The sequence below is a fragment of the Methylomonas methanica genome, from assembly GCF_001644035.1.
Taxonomy (GTDB): domain Bacteria; phylum Pseudomonadota; class Gammaproteobacteria; order Methylococcales; family Methylomonadaceae; genus Methylomonas; species Methylomonas methanica_A.
Map to the genome: position 1 here is coordinate 1 of NZ_LUUG01000109.1, position 16,315 is coordinate 16,315.

At 44.2% G+C, this 16,315-nt stretch carries 12 protein-coding genes and 4 pseudogenes; 6 read left to right on the plus strand and 10 right to left on the minus strand.

The genetic code is table 11. The features are described 5' to 3' along the window. The first annotated feature begins 101 nt into the window (after positions 1-101). The 3 genes from A1332_RS20110 to A1332_RS20120 all read left to right on the plus strand — a co-directional run bounded on the left by A1332_RS20110 (position 102) and on the right by A1332_RS20120 (position 4,159). The gene (locus A1332_RS20110) at positions 102-1,175 is read left to right on the plus strand and encodes a hypothetical protein (protein ID WP_064010211.1); all 1,074 of its coding nucleotides are present in this window, start codon (positions 102-104) and stop codon (positions 1,173-1,175) included. A 10-nt stretch (positions 1,176-1,185) separates the two neighbouring features. Beyond that, positions 1,186-2,967, plus strand: coding sequence for an AMP-dependent synthetase/ligase (locus tag A1332_RS20115; RefSeq protein ID WP_064010212.1), 1,782 nt, complete (start codon positions 1,186-1,188; stop codon positions 2,965-2,967). A 76-nt stretch (positions 2,968-3,043) separates the two neighbouring features. Beyond that, positions 3,044-4,159, plus strand: a complete 1,116-nt coding sequence (locus tag A1332_RS20120) for an SDR family oxidoreductase (RefSeq protein WP_064010213.1) — start codon at positions 3,044-3,046, stop codon at positions 4,157-4,159. Between the two features lie 17 nt (positions 4,160-4,176). Here A1332_RS20120 and A1332_RS20125 read toward each other — a convergent pair whose 3' ends face one another. The 3 genes from A1332_RS20125 to A1332_RS20135 are packed head-to-tail and all read right to left on the minus strand — an operon-like array spanning position 4,177 to position 7,059. Further along, complete coding sequence (locus tag A1332_RS20125) at positions 4,177-5,181, minus strand: HlyD family secretion protein (protein WP_064010214.1); 1,005 nt, start codon at positions 5,179-5,181, stop codon at positions 4,177-4,179. A gap of 25 nt (positions 5,182-5,206) precedes the next feature. Next, positions 5,207-5,926 (minus strand): ABC transporter ATP-binding protein, encoded by a 720-nt coding sequence (locus A1332_RS20130; RefSeq protein WP_064010215.1) that lies wholly within the window; start codon positions 5,924-5,926, stop codon positions 5,207-5,209. Further along, positions 5,923-7,059, minus strand: coding sequence for an ABC transporter permease (locus tag A1332_RS20135; RefSeq protein WP_064010216.1), 1,137 nt, complete (start codon positions 7,057-7,059; stop codon positions 5,923-5,925). Before A1332_RS20135 ends, A1332_RS20130 begins: the two co-directional genes overlap by 4 nt. A gap of 206 nt (positions 7,060-7,265) precedes the next feature. Between A1332_RS20135 and A1332_RS20140 the strand changes: the two genes are divergently transcribed. Further along, positions 7,266-8,150 (plus strand): ThiF family adenylyltransferase, encoded by an 885-nt coding sequence (locus A1332_RS20140; protein WP_064010217.1) that lies wholly within the window; start codon positions 7,266-7,268, stop codon positions 8,148-8,150. A 21-nt stretch (positions 8,151-8,171) separates the two neighbouring features. Then, on the plus strand, positions 8,172-9,236 hold the full coding sequence (locus tag A1332_RS20145; protein ID WP_064010218.1) for a nitroreductase family protein: 1,065 nt from the start codon (positions 8,172-8,174) through the stop codon (positions 9,234-9,236). A 199-nt stretch (positions 9,237-9,435) separates the two neighbouring features. Here the strand turns inward: A1332_RS20145 and pepA are convergent, their stop codons facing one another. The 4 genes and pseudogenes from pepA to A1332_RS25430 form a co-directional block, all read right to left on the minus strand. Continuing rightward, positions 9,436-10,257 carry a flocculation-associated PEP-CTERM protein PepA gene (pepA, locus tag A1332_RS20150; RefSeq protein WP_064010219.1) on the minus strand — a complete coding sequence of 274 codons (822 nt, stop codon included), beginning with the start codon at positions 10,255-10,257 and terminating at the stop codon, positions 9,436-9,438. Positions 10,258-10,730: 473 nt separating this feature from the next. Continuing rightward, positions 10,731-10,935: pseudogene (locus tag A1332_RS25075) on the minus strand (integrase core domain-containing protein); the annotation flags it as partial. Continuing rightward, a complete protein-coding gene (locus A1332_RS25770; protein ID WP_197491522.1) occupies positions 10,929-11,117 on the minus strand; it encodes a hypothetical protein in 189 nt (62 codons plus the stop codon). The pseudogene A1332_RS25075 and the gene A1332_RS25770, both read right to left, overlap by 7 nt. A 63-nt stretch (positions 11,118-11,180) precedes the next feature. Next, a pseudogene (locus A1332_RS25430) lies at positions 11,181-11,519 on the minus strand (transposase); the annotation flags it as partial. 2 nt (positions 11,520-11,521) lie between these two features. On the opposite strand from A1332_RS25430, the pseudogene A1332_RS26150 reads away from it, so the two are divergent. Beyond that, positions 11,522-11,904 (plus strand): annotated as a pseudogene (locus A1332_RS26150) (IS1634 family transposase); the annotation flags it as partial. Between the two features lie 372 nt (positions 11,905-12,276). Here the strand turns inward: A1332_RS26150 and tnpA are convergent. The 3 genes and pseudogenes from tnpA to A1332_RS20175 all read right to left on the minus strand — a co-directional run bounded on the left by tnpA (position 12,277) and on the right by A1332_RS20175 (position 16,303). Next, positions 12,277-12,699: pseudogene (gene tnpA / locus A1332_RS25085) on the minus strand (IS200/IS605 family transposase). A gap of 182 nt (positions 12,700-12,881) precedes the next feature. Further along, positions 12,882-13,730 carry a hypothetical protein gene (locus A1332_RS20170; RefSeq protein ID WP_157204066.1) on the minus strand — a complete coding sequence of 283 codons (849 nt, stop codon included), beginning with the start codon at positions 13,728-13,730 and terminating at the stop codon, positions 12,882-12,884. A gap of 200 nt (positions 13,731-13,930) precedes the next feature. After that, entirely contained in the window at positions 13,931-16,303 is a 2,373-nt protein-coding gene (locus A1332_RS20175; protein WP_064010224.1) for a VanZ family protein, read from the minus strand. Between the last annotated feature and the right edge of the window lie 12 nt (positions 16,304-16,315).

Consider the following 16,315-nt stretch of genomic DNA (forward strand, 5'->3'; position numbering starts at 1 on the left):
AAACGGCAACAGCCCCTAGTATTTATATCAAAAAACCTCAATCAAGCTAAAATTGAAACCACAAGGAGCTGTCTTTTTAAACAACTAGCGTAGGAGGTTTTGTGGCCAACTGTAACAGATGTCTGATATCGGATGATGTACCTGATGTCACTTTAAATGCAAAGGGCGTTTGCAATCTTTGTGAAGCATTCAACCCGCAAAACAATATCCTTGATGAGAAAAACCGAATTGACAGAGAAAAAGATCTAGAGCAAGCCCTCCAATCCTGCAAGAACCAAGGCGAATACGACTGTTTAGTTCCGGTTAGTGGCGGCAAGGATAGCATTTACTTACTATACAAGTTAAAGGTCGAATACGGACTGAAAGTATTGGCTTTTACCACAGACATCAATATCCCACCGATCGCTTGGGATAATATTGTACGAACACTAGACAAGCTAGAGATCGATCACGCGATATACCGACCATCCAAAATATTTTACAAAAAACTGTTTCGGCACTTGTTAACGAATCAAGAACGAAGAGGTGCTGTTTATACGGTTTCATATGTCTACGCACCGCTTTTCGAAGGTGACGCTATAAAACTGGCTATTGAAAAGAAGATTCCTCTAATACTTGCCGGATATTCTCCCGGGCAACCCGAACCCGAACGAATGTTTTATGAATTTTCCAGAAAACTTATTTGCGAGGTCGATTGGACTCCTCCAGCCCTCAAAACCTGCGGCAACTTTAACAGTCAAGAATTGGCGCGTTTTTTCAACCCCAAAAACTACCCCAAAGACACCCAGTTTCCGCGCTACTTAGCCCCCTATCATGCTTGGCAGTACAGTCAAGAAGACGTTATGCGTAAAGTGGTTGAGTTAGGATTAGTAAAGTCAGGAAAACACGCCAGCCCAATTTTCAGCAATTACCCGATCAATTGGTTGTTGATGTATTCCGACTTAAAACATTTTGGCTTCAACCCTTATCTGCCCGAATTTGCGGCGCTGATCCGCGAAGGTAAAGCTAATCGTCGACAATGGAAATTACTAATTCCTATCGTCGATTTCATGATAAGAAATAAGCTTTTTTTAGGGGCCGAGGTAAAAAACAGCCTGGAGTGGCTGAATCTATCGGAACATGAATTAACCATTAACCAATCCCAAGGTGCTTACGATCCACCCATGCCGGCATAAAGGAGACTGCATGACTCGACAAGCGACAACACTGCCTGAATTACTAATAATCAGAGCTAACGAAAGACCTAACGACATTACTCAGTGGTATCTCGATGATAACGGCCAATGGTCCCCGGCCAGTTTTCAAGACTTTTATCACCAAGTCGTTAACCTGGCATGGACACTTAAATCGTTCGGCATCGACAAAGGCAACGTTGTCGCCATCATGGCGGCAACCGGACTGGAATGGGAATTGCTCCACCACGCCGTGCTGGCCCTAGGCGGCATTGTTGTTGGCATAGACCCTGACGAAGCAACGGAGCAGCTTGAGCTTATCGTCAACATTGCCGGCATTAAAGTGTTGATTATCGATCATGCGGAACATCTCAATAGGTTCAAGACGGAGACAACCGAACGCTTGCAATCGGTGATCCACTTCGGTGACCGGTCAACCGCTAAGCCTATCGAGAATTTAACCTTCTTAGCCGTTCCCGGTATGCCACCCAACGGACCGGAGCCCATGCCCCTACCGAACGTCATAAGCCCCCACGACATTGCCACCATCGTCTTCACCTCCGGCACCACCGGCACCCCTAAAGGCATAGCTTACCGCCACGAACAGATTATCGCCGCGATAACAGCGATATTGGATACCTATCCTGAACTAAGCCAACTGCCCTGCCATTTAGTGTGCTGGTTACCCTTATCGAATTTATTCCAACGGATTATTAATCTCTGCGCGATCGCCAGCGGCGCCGAAGTGTATTTCGTCAACAAGCCGCAGCGGGTCGTCGATTATCTGCCGCAAATCAACCCTCATATTTTCATTGCCGTCCCGCGCTTTTACGAAAAGTTGTACCAAGGGCTGGAAGCGAAACTCGATAAGCAACCCAGGTTAGTCGCCAAACTGCTCAGGCTTTGCCTAAACGCCGGTGAAACCGACTCCAAGCCAGGCCGATTGTTCAGAGCAATCAATCGCAGGCTGTTCCGTGCGTTCATCGGCCTATTTGGCAATAACCTCCGCTTCGTGGTTAGCGGCTCCGCCCCTATGCCGATACGTTTGTTACGGCGCTTTTACTCTATGGGCATCATCGCTTTGGAAGCCTACGGCCTTAGCGAAAACGTCGTTCCGATCGCGGCAAACCGATTTACGGACTTTCGCTTCGGCTCGGTCGGCAAGCCCTTGAAAGGCAACACCGTGGCACTGGGGAATGACGGCGAATTGCTGGTCAAAGGCCAAGGAGTTTTCACCGGCTATCTCGCAAACCAAGAGCCCGACCGCCACTTGACTGCCGATGGCTACCTAGCCAGCGGCGATTACGCACAAATCGATTCGCTAGGCTACATTCGACTGCTAGGCAGAAAATCGGAACTATTCAAAACTTCGACCGGCCGAAAAATCGCGCCGGTTGCGATTGAAACGCTACTCAAGCACACCCCGTCGGTCGAGCATGCGGTCGTATTCGGCGAGAGTAGAAAGTTTTTGGTCAGTTTGATCACCACGGCAATGCCTAGCCCGCTCGACGACACTTCCGCGATAGTCAAAGCACAAGAATTAGCCATGAACTTGGCCGAGTGTATCGCCGAATTACCAAATTACAAGCGTCCTGCCGGAATCGTTTTAAGCTTTACCCGCCTGTCATTCGAACGCCAAGAATTGACCGGAACACTTAAGGTTCGACGGAAAAACGTTTATCGGGAATATAGCGCGTGGATAGATACACTCTATCAGGCGCTGGACGACCCCCGCTCAGCGATTCATAAACACCCCATAGTCGTCAAGCGGGAAATAGTATTGTTAAAACTTTAACCGACAGCATTCAGAGGCAATCTCGCGCAGATTCGGGCATATTTAACTATTCATCAAAATTGGAAAAGGTAGTTTAATGGCATACAGATACTTCGTCACCGGCGCAACCGGTGCTATCGGTAGCGCGTTGCTCCCGCTGCTATTAGAGGAACCGGATAGCCGAGTTTGGGCCCTAATGCGCGCAGACAGCAAGGAGCATTTGACAAAACGCCTGGAAGAACTCATTGCTTTTTGGGAACTGGGTCCGGCCCAAGCACAAGACGCCCGGACTAGGATCATGGCCTTGCGAGGCGATACCGATCAAACCCGGTTTGCTTTGCCGGACGACGTATATTCCGAAATCACCCGACAATGTACGCATATTATTCATTGCGCCGGCGTAGTAAAAATGAATCTGCCACTGGAAACGGCGCGGCGACACGCACTAGGCGCCGCCGAAAATATCGTCGAGATGGCACGAGCCTGCCAAACGTCCGGGGTACTACGGAAAATCGAATTTGTCAGTACTGTCGGCGTTGGAGGAAAAATGTCGGGATTGGTACCGGAAACCTGGATTACCCAACCCAGGGAATTTCACAACACTTATGAACAGTCCAAGGCCGAAGCCGAGGATTATTTACGCGAACAAATCGAACTACACCAACTGCCTGTTACAGTACACAGGCCAAGCATGGTAGTGGGCGACTCAAAAACCGGCAAAATTATCCATTACCAGATTTTTTACCATATTTGCGAGTTTTTGGCGGGACGGCGGACGTTTGGCTTCTTACCCAATCTCGGTGAGGTAAAGCTAGATACCGTGGCCGTCGACTATGTTGCGGCAGCCATAAAATACAGCTCGGAACGGCAAGATAGTGCCGGAAAAATTTTCCATTTATGCGCGGGACCAGATGCAATTAAGTTGACAGAATTACAAAAGCTAGTTCGACAGACTTTCAAGGAAGGAGGCATCAAAACACCAATGATTATCCATCTGCCGATAGCCGCGTTTAACCGCTTGATAGATTTGATCGTCCCGTTACTGAGCGAGAAAATGTCTCGAATAGCGAAAACATTTCCTTTCTTTCTAGATTATTTATCAGACAAACAGATATTCGATAATTCTCTCACCCAACAATACTTAAGTCGCTCCCCAGACTTTAGTAACAATCAACTTGATGTGGCAATCAAGAAATATCTACAGAAAATCTAACCATTCAGAAGTCCTCCTCAAATCTTTGGATCAATTTGTATTTTAACATTGACTTCTAAACCCACCGGGGCTTGAAAAGCCTTGTCTGGTTCTATGAATATCTGGATCACATCAATATCTTTGCGTTCGGTAGCGGTTTTGGCAAAAACGGTTTTTTTACCCATGACCTGTTTAACCAACCCTACATGCCCCGGAATCTCCTTCCCCCCCAAGCCTCTACCAAATATCAACGCCGTCTGCCCTTCACGCAATGCGAAAGCATAGTTTTCATCTATTTCGGCTCTCACCCGCAAATTGACCAAATTTCCCATCAACAGCGCTGTTTCAGGACTACCTGCCGCATAAGTAGATTCACCTACGCGCAAAATATTTTCCAATACCGTGCCATCAATAGGAGAAACCAAAAACGTTTCAGCCAAACGTTGTTTCGCCGCATGCAGTTCCGCTTCAGCTAGCGCCACACCAGTCGTTGCTAACTGTTTATCGACTTCACGCACAAAATTGGTCAGATATTGAGTTTCCGCCGCTAATCGTTGACTATCTGCCTGCTTAAGTTTGGCCTGCGTTCCGGCAAGATCAAGTTCATCTTCCGACGCAAACCTACCTTTCTGTAAACGCTCGATACGCTCCTGCTTTCGTCGAGCATACTCCGCGTCTAGCACAGCAAAGCGTTGCGCGCTTTTTTTCGCATTGATTTCAAACTGGTTGACACCAGCTAAGACTTTATCCAATTGAGCTTTAGCTGCCAACACACGACTTTCCGCCACAGCGACATTCGCTTGCTCTTCGGTGTTATTTTGGACCGCGAGTATGTCGCCAGTTTTGACGTGCTGCCCAATCTGCACTTTATATTCACCCAAAATCCCAGGGTGCTTGAACGCCAATCGGCGTACCTCACTGGTTGGCTCGACATAACCTATACCCTGTATTGACCGTTGCTCCATGCTGGCCTGTTCGGCATAAACCCATTGGCAGGGCCATACTAGTGTAAAAACAACCAACAGGTAACCGATATGTTGCATACTATTTTTTATAAGCCAGTTAAAATCAGGATTGAGTAATTAGAGTAGTAGCAATCGCGGCTGTTTGATACTGTTCCGTCAGAATACCGTCCGCGATCGATAAAACTCGATCAAATAACGGCAGCATGCGGGTATCATGGGTCACCACCACCAATACGGCTTTTTCAATACGAGCCTGTTCCAGCAAAAGCTCTACTACAGCCCTACCGGTGTTCCAATCCAGTGCCGCTGTCGGTTCATCAGCCAGAACGATTGACGGACGGTGTAGCAACGCCCTTGCAATAGCCACACGTTGTCGTTGCCCACCGCTCAATTGGTTCGGAAACTTTTTGCGCATTTGGAATACTTCTAGCCGGTTAAGCAAACTATCCAGACGCTGGGCTATATCCTCGGATGACATTCCCGCATTTCGCCCAATAAGCGCCAAATTCCCTTCAATAGATAAAAACGGCAATAACTGTGCATGTTGGAAAATGAAACCTAACTTTTGTCGACGAACTTCAGTCAAACTGCTCTTGTCGGAAAAATTTACAACTGAATTTTCAATCAGTAATTGTCCATCACTGGGTGCCAGCAAACAGCCCAAAATGGAAAGCAGAGTAGTCTTACCCGAACCGGACGGGCCAATCAGCACAGAAGCCTGACCTTCAAAAAACTCCAGGTCGACTCGTTTTAATACGCGTTCGACAATATTGCCACTACCATAATCTTTACTAATTTCCTGGCAGAATAAAACTCTTCTCATCCGTGAAATACCATCACTGGGTCAAGCTTGAATATCGCGCGAATTGAAAACCAAGATGCGCCAATACAACACAGCAAAGAAAAAACGATCAACCCAAGAGATATCAAAGGTGTAGTTTCTAAAGGAATCGGACTACGCTCAGAAGCCTTACAGGCGAGCACGAACAAAACCAAACCAACAATAATGCCTAACCCCCCCAAACTTAAGCTCTGAGCCAAAACAATCTGTCTCAAGGTTTTATGATGAAACCCCAACGCTAACAAAGTAGCGTAATTAGCGATGTGGTCTTGCGTAATCGCAAAAAGGGTTTGACTCATGATGACCGCACCAACCAACAAACCCAATACTGCGGTAATGATCACAGTAATCCCCACTCCGGTCTCCAGCATCCAGTATTTCACAGAGCGCTCGGCAAATTTATCGGTGGTCAACACTTCCACATCCAACACCTCCGCAGCAATACGATCCCGAACCGCAATCAAGTCGGTATTGGATTCGATACGCGCCAAAACATAGGATATTTCATCGTCACGATAATAGGGGATGTATTCAATTGCATTTTCCAGGGATGTAAAAACAAATGGTGCAGCAGTAAAGGTTCGAACACCCTGCGAAAAGCCACCGACAATAACGCGTTTGCCCTCCATTTCGGCTTCATCCCCAACAACCAGCGTGCCCAGTGCCTCTTTTGAAAGCTCATCGACCACTACCGTTTCAGGCAAATGAACCGACTCTACGCTTCCCGATCCCATTGCCCAAGGGCCACCGGCGTTACTCTCATCAAGGCCTATGACTTCAACAGTAATGCGCTTGCCTTCAGGATGCTGCCAATTCACCCAACCGACTAACATGCCTTCTGCCCACTTAACGCCTTCTACACTGCTGACCTGTTGAATGCGATGCCTGGGAATGGCCGTACCATAGTCAAGTGTCCGCGTTTCTTTTGCCATCACCCAGAGATCCACATTGGCATGTTTGATGATTGCACTATTGGTATTGACCCAACCCACCAACAAACCGATTTGCGCCGCGGCCAGAAAAAACGCAATGGCAATACCTACCACAGTCATAGCGAAGCGTAGGCGGTTGTGGAAAAGCATTTTGGTTGACACCGGAATGACGACAGATTCCATTTTTAATAGCTAGATTCAAATAAAACTAAAACGCCCGCACTTGATCAAAAAGAATTGCAAGCAATTTGTTCTGTAAATTATTCACTCGCGCTGTATGGGTTCGCAAAACCAAAAATCCGCACAAATTTATACACCCGAGAAATCGCGGTTGACAGTATAGCATCGAACAAAGTACAACCGACCAACAAGAGAAACAGGAGCCTGTCGTGACAACATCATTTAATTATCAACAAGCGTTCTCCCGAAATATCGGCTGGGTAACGACTGAAGAACAAGCCGTCTTACGCGGCAAAAAAATAGCCATTGCCGGCTTAGGCGGCGTGGGTGGTAGTCATTTATTAACTTTGGCGCGTCTGGGCGTCGGCGCTTTTCATATAGCCGATTTCGACAAATTCGAATTACCTAACTTCAACCGTCAGGTAGGCGCCACGGTTTCCCATCTGAATATCCCGAAAGCCGATGTAATGGTCGAGATGGCCATGGATATAAATCCAGAGTTAAACATTACCTCATTTAATCAAGGCGTGACAACTGACAACCTGACTGAGTTTTTTACAGGAGTTGATTTGTATGTCGATGCGCTAGATTTTTTTGCCTTTACTGCCAGGGAAAACGTATTTGCTCATTGCGCAGAGCACGACATTCCCGCAATTACCGCAGCACCTTTGGGCATGGGGGTGGCTTTACTAAATTTTTTACCCCGAAAAATGACTTTTGAACAATATTTTCAACTCGACGGCAAATCTGAAACCGACAAAATTCTTAATTTTTTATTGGGTCTATCACCAGCTATGTTACAACGCGGTTATTTGGTCGATCAGACTGCCGTCGATTTGATCAACCATAAAGGCCCATCCACGCCTATGGCCTGCGAATTGTGTGCAGGCGTTGCGGCAACGCAAGCGTTAAAGATTTTACTCAAGCGAGGCAAAGTGTTGGCTGCGCCGTGGGGGCTGCATTTCGATGCCTATCGGAACAAATCGGTTAAAACCTGGAGACCGGGTGGAAATAAAAACCTAATACAAAGATTGGCAATCGCCGTGGCGAAACGCCAATTTATAAGTTTGATAAAAACTGATGTGCGAACTTAATTAATACAAAATAGCGAGAGAATGATGGACAAGCAAACTTTACAAAAATTAATAGAAGCCGGCATTAGAGCCCCATCCGGTGATAATGTTCAGCCATGGCGCTTTGAAGTAAAACATGAGCTCGCCCAATTAGACTTGTTTAACCTGGCAGAAAAAGACGATTCCTATTATAACTACCAACAAGTCGCATCTTACATAGCACATGGTGCTGTTGTAGAAAACATAAAAATTGCCGCTGGGGTTTTGGGATTTAACGCTAAGGTAGAATTGTTTCCTAATCTCACAGATATAAATCACGTTGCACGGATTAACTTTAGCCAAACAACTGCTAAATTAGATCCTCTTTACGAAGCTATTTTTACTCGTTACACCAACCGATTTCCTTATGACAAACATGAATTGTCATCAGGGGATATCGAAAAATTTTCTAGTTCCGTAAAGCCTATTGGGGACGTCAAAGCCTATTTTGCCCATAACCCAGAAACTGTCAAAAAATTAGCCAAGGTACTAATGATTAATGACCAGATAGTTTTTGAACATCAGGATATTCATCGCTTTCTTTTCGATAAAGTTCGGTGGAATAAAACTCAAATCGACAACACAAATGACGGTATGCCCGTCGAAACATTGGGACTAAATGCTATGGAAAAGCTATTTTTCCCCCTTATGCGCTTCTGGTGGTTCGTGAACAACGCCAACTATTTGGGCTTGTCTAGGATCATTGGCATGAAATGTTGGAATAACTGCCGTAACGCCTCCCTAATCGGTCAAATTACTGTAAAAAAGGCTGACAGATACAGTTTTATTCACGCAGGTGCAGCCATGCAACGCGTGTGGCTGGAAGCGACCAATCAAGATTTGGCGTTTCAACCCATCATAGGATTGCCACTGCTTCACTATCGATTAAGGCATAACGCTTTGGATTCATTTTCGGAGAAGCATAGCCGGATGATTGAACAGTATGCAAAATTAATCAACAACTTATTCGGAATAGATCAAACTGAAATATTGATTGTCGGGTTTCGGATTGGCAAAGGTAGAGAAGTTCTGAAAAAAACTCACAGAAGGCCAATTATCTTGTCCTGAAATAAAGAGCTCATCAAACAGAACCTTTGGTGTTTTGGCTAAATTGCCCGTATTCACAAGACTGAATATGTATTTATGCTATGGTTTTTCTACTTCTGGCTGCCGGATCTTCACCAGCCACCATGGTTTAATTCTATCAAATGGAAAGGCTCATACGCCAAGACGTATGAGCCTCATCTAACAGGTATCTAAGACTAATTTAAGCTACACGTCTTCTAAAGCTTGCACCTAACAAGCCTACACCTATTAAAGCCAAAGTAGCAGGCTCAGGCACTGTTTCAAGTTTAAACTGACCACCGTTGGTTACATAAAAATAGTCAGGCGGCAGGCTTCCTGCATTACCCCCCAGCGCAGCTTGCAAATTTGCATCTGGATTTGGCAAATTAGCTGCGTTAGAAGTAACGAACCCAAGAGTCAAAAGAATAGGTAAACTAGTACCCAAACTATTTTTCCATACATTTTGATCTAGGAAAGTTGATTGATACAGCAATGTAATTTGACCATTAGCAGTAGGCGTACCATCAGGGTTAACTAAACCACCGCCGCCAGCCAATTGTGTGAAACTAGCAATAAGAGCACCGTTAGTTGTACCATAAGTATTTGAATTTGCACCATAATCTTTATCCGCACCAGACGCGAAATAAAGATCTAGTGTACCACCCGCATTAAACGAAAATGCTCCACCCAGGGTACCAGTGCCGGTAGCACTAAAATTTGCCGTCAGTTCATTCGTACCTACCCAGCTGAAGAATGAGCCGTTATTGTATTGACCTACATTGAAAACCCCTTTATCAGTGAACGTGAATGCCGTTCCAATCGGATCACCCGCATTCGCATTGGTATCAATATAGCTGGCGCCGTTAAATGACAAATTATTAATGCCAGTTTGATTCGAGCCACCTATTCCCGAGGTATCTAACTGCCAATTAAGTAATTGGGCAGCTGAAGCATTTGTAGAGAACATACTACCGGCAAGCACTATTCCTGCTACCGCAGAACTAATTTTGTTTTTTACCATCATGACTATAACTCCTAATAATTGATTACAAGGATGCCAACACTTGACTCCTGTCTTTAACAAAGCACACACCATGCCAAAATATCAAGCCATTGTTTTTCATGATATTTATTTAAGAATCAAATCGCCAAATAAGCTCCCTTGTAAAAAATTTCGACAGCTTAAGGGCATGGCAGGTTAGTGAGAAAATTCACTGCTCGCACGCACCCTAAGTTTTGAACCGCCGACTCAAGTAAATTAGCGCATTTAATCTCCTGATTAGCAAGCGGCCTCAGCTAAACCAAAAAGTCCGTCGTGCTCGCTGGGATGTGGCATCCGGCGCCAAGGATAGCAAGCTTCGAACTACCCGAATTGGCGACTTGCGGGACCCACCTTCTAATTAGTTGAAGCATCTTGCTAATCAACAGGCTAAATTTTAACAGGCTATAGTGGCCAACTTTTTTCGGACACCCAACTAGGTTGTTGATCTGCCATTTTCATCTCAAGCCATTGGGCTGTAGGTAACCTAAAGCCCAATGGAAGTGCCGACTGTTGTAGAAATTGACGATATAGTCGTTAATGTCGCGGATAGCCCTCGCTATGGTTGGCATAATGGTGCTGCCAGACGTTCTCCATTTTCAGGTTGAGAAAGGAGCGCTCCATCACCGCATTGTCCTAGCAGTTGCCCTTACGACTCATACTTCCTTGAACAAATCGGCTTGTTCGGGTGATATGAACGAAAGCCCGGTGATGAGTGTGGACGCATTCAGCCGTATTTGATGATGCTGGATTCGCCGAAAAGCCTCCAGAGCCCGGTCCGGGGATTTTTTCGCGTTGGCGGCTTTCAGTCTCATGTGCATGACGCGGTAAAGATTCAGCGCCATGAAACACTGGGCAACATGAGCGCGATCGAGAAATAGTCAAATCTGGTGTATGGCTGATTTGAATCAGGCGGCCATCTGCTGTGTTTCTTCTGTTTTCTCCGGTTCCGTTTTGATTGCAATGCCGTCCTGAAAACGGATGCCCTCAATCACATCCGGCAATCGTTTAAACCCCCGTATTTTGCGCCAACTCTTCTCGGCGGTTAACGCCAATTGGAACACCAACCCCAACAAGGTATTGCGGGACACGCAGTTCTTGGTGCGGGTCGTCCGATGGCGAATCGTCGCAAAGCTGGATTCGATCGGGTTAGTCGTCCGGATGTGTATCCAGTGCTCGGCAGGAAAGTCGTAAAAGGCCAAGAGTAATTCACGGTCTTTTTCTAACACAGCTACCGCCTTGGGATACGGTATTGATCACCAACACTCCGGATTTAAGCCCCGAAGAGGTTATACAGTGCTATAAGTCACTGGCGGATATTGAACGCGGTTTTAGGGTGTTCAAATCGGAACTGGAAATCGGGCCGGTTTATCATCGGCTGCCGGACCGGATTCGCGCTAATGCTACCCTGTGTTTCATGGCGCTGATTCTTTACCGCGTCTTGCGCATGAGTCACTGAAAGCCGCCGACGCAAAAATATCCCCGGATCGGACTCTGGAAGCATTACGGCGTATCCAACACCATCAAATACGGTTGAATGCGTCCACACCCATCACCGGACTTTCGTTCATCTCACCCAAACAAGCCGATTTATTCAAGGCGCTTCATGTAAAGAAACCGACTTCAACCTAGCCGACATAAGACTAAAATTCAATTTGTGGTGGAGTGTTTTAAAATACACTTATTTTGAATCAATTCGTTACGCGCTGAAGTGTCGAACTCGGGTGCCCGCCATCTTATGCGGTGCCGGCCACAACATTCGTATTATCCTCAGGCGGTTGAGGATTTTTTTGCCTTATTTTTTACTACCGCTGTCTCGGCTTTGGAAAACTTTATCAACCGATCAATTCTTATTGATTGCATGAGAGCCGATCTCTACCAAAAATTTCGGCTTTTTCAGGGACGACAAATCACTACTGAATAGCTCGCAACAGTCAAATTTCATTCAGTGAAAATAGGGTCGCGAACGTGGCCCTACAACATTAACCGCCAATAGACGGCAACTCATTGCCAAAAGTTCATTTGTTCTATACCGTTGGTCATCCTGCTCTTGATGCCGGATATACTCCTCAATCATTGTTTCAACACAACCCACGGTCGACACAAAATAGCCTCATACCCTGAAGTGCTAACCAACAAAACTCCGTTTCTTTTCACCATAAATCCGAGTCAAATGAATGGTGCTCTTACCTTTGATGTAGCCAATGCCCTCTGACACCGCATATTTCCCCAGCATCCGATATCAGCATATGCACATGATCAGGCATCAAATGTCCTTCCAATATCCGGCTTACCTTTTGGCTGGCCGACCTTCGAAAAATCTCACCCAAATGCCGACGCAATTCCATATATTAGGTCCGCCGACGGGACTTCGGAGTAAACACTACGTGATTTTTGCACCCCCACTTTGGAGTGGCTTAAGCTCACGTTCTAGTCCATCAGGCTCACCTCTTGCGCTTGCTTGGCGGCTCACACTTTCGAGTTTCTTGATGGACTCATCTAAATTCAAACGTCCGCAGTCTCCCCGGCAGAGTAGGGGGATTTCTCATATTTTATTAATATCAAGGTGTTGCACTTCGGTTTCGAATCCGCCAGTTCTAAACGAGCAATTAACTTAAGTTTTGCTTCACAAAAAACCTAAACAACCGCCAAACCATGCCGACGCCCATTAGACTCAACAAACTGTATACAATGTTTTTTATAGTTAGGTGCTTTAAAATATATTGAAGTCGCCCAGTGTCAACCTCTTCTATTCTGGCGAAACTATGTTGAGAGAAGTCAAGAACAACCTTAGAACTAGAACTCTTGTTGCCATCTTGATTTTCGCCATTCCCAACACCGATAGGCCTCCCAGATATCCCAACACTACTCTTGAAAACGATCATAGCGTTGACATGCTCATCAACCCCAATAAATTGTTGAAATTTTCCCAATAAATTACTGCTGCTCAAATCATATCCGACCATGCTGGCGTATATCCTGTCGTCCAAGTCTTTAAGATCATAATACGTCCAAACTAATTTGCTATATATTCCTTCCCCAAGACCAGTTCGCACTTCGTCCAGCAAATTTTTATACGAAAACACATCATCAGAATAACTATAGATTTCTATAGCTTCTGCAGTATTAGCATGAGAAAAATATCGAGCACCAAAAGAAAAATTAGTAGGTTTATTAATATTCTCCTGCTGACGAAATATAGGACGTGAAACCGAATAAATATCAACAGCGGATTCGCTCGGGGATACATTGGTTCTAATATTTTCAGCACCTATCTCGTGCTCATGGATTTTAGCAATATCATTTTTGATATCAACGGACCCTATAACATCTTTAATACCCTCAGGAGCCGCCTGAATCTTCTCTTTGTCATCTTTTTCTTTACTATTATATAAAACAGACTCAGCCAGGACACCCATCGCAACCGAGTCAGTAAAGAATGCGCTCAAAAACGCCATCAATATAAATGCGAATGGAAAACCCCTAAATATCATGCAAGGCTACCCAGCCGCAAAAATACATATAGATTTGAAAACAAACAGATCACAAAATGTCTCATATGACTTGGGCCAATAGAATAAAAATTAAAAAATAGACGCTTGGCAAACTAAAATCTGGTTAAATACTTCATTACTTAAACTCCCTGACAATTTACTTTCTATGAATATTTTGACCCAATTAAGTTGCGAAAAATCATAAGCAGCGGAGCTTGAGCCGTAAAGACCAATGACACTAACCAAAAATGCGCTACAAAAAAACGCGCTCTTAACACACCACCTGAAATTAAATGACTTCTGTCAGTACTTAACAAAAATTGCATAGCCGAAAACACAGTATCATATTTGAGAACAAACTGTTCAGTTCCCCAACTTAACAATTGATAGCCTAAGGGGAAAGAAATTATAAATATAAAGCCGAAAATAACAACGCGACGAAAATCATTAAAAACTGTTAAAAATAAAACAGACGAACCCAGCCAACCGACCAGAAAACAATAAATACCGATACAGACGACCGAGAACGAATAGCCGCTATTAGCCATTAGCTCTGTTAGATTGTCCGTAGCAGCTTTAATGACCACGATCCAATATCCGAACGGCAATAATAGTAATATCCAAAAAAAACCTAAAACAAAAATCCGTATCAACTCCCGAGTTGAAACCATCCAAAAAAGTGCGGTATGAGTAGCCGCCAATATTATTAAAGAATAAACCCCAAACAACCCTAAAAACCGAAACGCTAACTCCAACTCTACGGGGATACTCAAAATTGGAGAACCCAATACATCATGTATACTTTCTAGCGGTACAATAGCTCTTACTAATATCCAGGCTATCAGCACATGTATCGCCAAAAAACGAACATGAAAAAAGACTTCTAACCTATCTGCTTTTACTATGTTCATCAAAGAGAATAGCGGATATGCAAAACACCAATAAATCAATATTGTGAGGCCTAAAACACTAATGATTGGGTATTCTTTCGCAAATAACTCCCTTACATTGTAAGGCATAGACTCAGAGCCGCTGACAAATATCAGTGTGGCAATAATCACAAATACTGATCCAACTGCAAGCAAAAATGGGAAACTTCCATTAGTGTAGCTTTTTTTATTTTTTAGACGCCTCTCCAGATCTGAATCTTCAGAAAAATTAGTGTTAAATCTTGGATCCACAAACAAAACGTCGTCTTCCAGATTATTTTTAAGCCCCGGTAAAGAAGGCCTAGTAAGTTGTAACTGTTTAACCACCACATAACCGAGATAGCCTCCGAAGACCTCTAAAATAACATCGGTAATATCAGCATTTTTATTTGGCAAAAACAATTGCGCAAACTCAATAATCAAAGCTGTCATGACTATTGTAGAAAAGATAATGATGCCTACTCGATTACGGCTATTAGTAGACCGAAAAGCATAACCACCTATAATCCCAAAAGGCATAAAAAATAAAAGCTTATGAAAAACTTCTGTAATAGCCCTGTACTCCGTACCATAATAATACGCGTAAAACGGTACTCTAAGAAACTTATCGGCCCAAGTCGAAAGCCTTAAATAAGTCCATTCAAAATCATAAGGGTATAAAAAAACAAAACCGATAACTAATATCCACAAAAAATACGCTAAATACGCGCATAAAACAGTATAACTTTGATAACTTTTCAAACCACTATCGCTTCCGATCAAAGCTAATCCACTCGAACCTAAAGCTACCAACCGCACACCAATAAAACCACCCACTAGCGCAAGCAGTATGTCCGTAACATCAGTAACCCGGCTGTATACAAATAGCTGAAAAAACTCAATTATCGCTGCAGAAAATAAAACTCTTTTTAATAACTCGGCTTTACTCAAAGGTTTAAGCTTGCACCATAACCAAGGAATTGGAAGCCATAATACAACCTCAGACAAGCAGTCATATATATCTCGAAAAACCTCACCCTTCAAGCCATAAAAGGGTAGTAAAATAACGCGCCCTTCATGCCATTTATGATAAAACTCAACGGGACTTAAGGTTAAATCCAGCGGCATGACACTGTAAAAAAACATACATCCTAAGTAGATTTGCAGATACGGAACTGAATTAGTTTTATTTATTTGCCAACTTTCTAACCATGCGACAAATTTTTTCCCGAAAATCCACCAAGCTAAAACACCAATTGCAGCCCCCAAGCTTTCAGCGATTATATCGTTTAACGACACCGTTCTGGGAGGGAAAAACAACTGAGTAAACTCGATAGTCGAGCAAAGTAAAAAACTGACCATCAATACAACAACTGATGATACACACCTGTCAATAATTTGTTGATTTAGGGAAATCACACCCAGCCAAAGAAAGGCAAGCGGTATAAATAGCAGGATATTAGCAACCCAATCTGCTCTTGAGGCAATACCCAAAGTCAAATATTCAATATTCCGAAAACGAAACCAAGCCTCGCTTAACGGCAAACTATTAAACTGCCATGGCACCAAACTGCCGTAAACGACAAAAAACGTATAAACAATACAAGCAATTAATAAGCTATTTTTCACAAAAAACTTGGC

What these genes read in the sequence shown, in the direction of transcription:
- A1332_RS20115 (WP_064010212.1), top strand. Translation starts at nt 1,186, where the DNA reads ATGACTCGACAAGCGACAACACTGCCTGAATTACTAATAATCAGAGCT.
- A1332_RS20120 (WP_064010213.1), top strand. Translation starts at nt 3,044, where the DNA reads ATGGCATACAGATACTTCGTCACCGGCGCAACCGGTGCTATCGGTAGC.
- A1332_RS20125 (WP_064010214.1), bottom strand. Translation starts at nt 5,181, where the DNA reads ATGCAACATATCGGTTACCTGTTGGTTGTTTTTACACTAGTATGGCCC.
- A1332_RS20130 (WP_064010215.1), bottom strand. Translation starts at nt 5,926, where the DNA reads ATGAGAAGAGTTTTATTCTGCCAGGAAATTAGTAAAGATTATGGTAGT.
- A1332_RS20135 (WP_064010216.1), bottom strand. Translation starts at nt 7,059, where the DNA reads ATGGAATCTGTCGTCATTCCGGTGTCAACCAAAATGCTTTTCCACAAC.
- A1332_RS20145 (WP_064010218.1), top strand. Translation starts at nt 8,172, where the DNA reads ATGATGGACAAGCAAACTTTACAAAAATTAATAGAAGCCGGCATTAGA.
- pepA (WP_064010219.1), bottom strand. Translation starts at nt 10,257, where the DNA reads ATGATGGTAAAAAACAAAATTAGTTCTGCGGTAGCAGGAATAGTGCTT.
- A1332_RS25770 (WP_197491522.1), bottom strand. Translation starts at nt 11,117, where the DNA reads ATGGCGCTGAATCTTTACCGCGTCATGCACATGAGACTGAAAGCCGCC.
- A1332_RS20170 (WP_157204066.1), bottom strand. Translation starts at nt 13,730, where the DNA reads ATGGCGTTTTTGAGCGCATTCTTTACTGACTCGGTTGCGATGGGTGTC.